Annotated in this window: 1 protein-coding gene and 1 pseudogene; one reads left to right on the forward strand and one right to left on the reverse strand. The window is 45.7% G+C overall.

Features of this window, described 5'->3' with window-relative positions:
* Positions 1–220: pseudogene (locus A3756_RS28105) on the forward strand (response regulator); the annotation flags it as partial.
* A gap of 9 nt (positions 221–229) precedes the next feature.
* Here A3756_RS28105 and A3756_RS20790 read toward each other — a convergent pair.
* Positions 230–886 carry a nucleotidyltransferase family protein gene (locus A3756_RS20790; RefSeq protein ID WP_068512482.1) on the reverse strand — a complete coding sequence of 219 codons (657 nt, stop codon included), beginning with the start codon at positions 884–886 and terminating at the stop codon, positions 230–232.
* Between the last annotated feature and the right edge of the window lie 280 nt (positions 887–1,166).

Below are 1,166 nucleotides of genomic sequence, written 5' to 3' on the forward strand. Positions count from 1 at the left end.
ATCTATGGACACTGAGTTTTGGCAACGCTTACAGGGTGACGCAATAAAACAAGCTCATGAAATCACGCGCGAAACTGCAGAAGACGTCGCAGCACAAACAATTGAAACCTATATCAGGCAAAACCGAGCTGCTTCCAATAAGTTTTATGGCATGGCGCTGGCGGCCAGCATAGGTGTATTCGCAGTCGGTATTGCTGTTACTGCAGGACTGTTTGGCTAAGCACTTGAATCAGCATACTGAAGTGACTGCCAAGCGTAAGCGCTCCAGGTCACTTTCAGTATCAACATCCTGAACTCGCCCGCCGAGGTAAACAGGCGTCGTTTTGTTGCGCAAGATTATGCCTTTCGCGCCGCCCTGATTTCCCGGTACAGCCAAGCCTTTTAGCTGAGGCAAATACGACCAAGGAAAGTATGCGGGCACTCCAAGACTAAGCTCCTTGTCCTCTTCTTGATATCCTGCACAAATTATTTCATTCGCTTGCTCATTAACTAAAGTACAGTATTTGCGCAAGTCACTTGTTTCTATTAAGGGCTGATCCCCAAGCAAGAACAACAGGCCATCCACGTTTTCATCTGTCAGCAGGGCTTCGCTCTCTGCAGATGATGCTGCGCTAGCAATGACCTTTCCCATTCCCTCTTGCCATGCACTCTCATGTAAAACCTTTGCAACACCAAAAGAAAGCACACTGTTAATTTCTTTGTAATTAGCGCCCAGCATCACCCAGGTTTTTGGGAAGACCTGAGACACCGTATCAAACACATGTTGCAACAAGGGTTTCCCGTGCCAATCAGCCAGCTGTTTAGGCGAACCGAAACGACTCGATTCTCCAGCTGCCAGGATCACCGCAATAATATTTTTGGCTTCGACGACTTGTTTATCACTCACATTGAGTTCCAGAATAAATTCTATTTATAGGGCTAAGGTGCCTGATAAATATAGAAATTACCACATAGAATAAGCATACCCTACGATATGTATACCAAGAAGCACTAGGCCCAAATAGAAAGACCATGTAAAATAGTCAACTATTCTTACTTAAGCAGCCGAAAACTATGCAAGCCGACACCTCTCTTTTTTCTTATCCTAAGTACTGGGCAGAATGCTTCGGTATTGCACCCTTCCTACCCATGTCTCGTGAGGAAATGGATACTCTGGGTTGGGATAG

The organism is Oleiphilus sp. HI0086 (genome assembly GCF_001635225.1).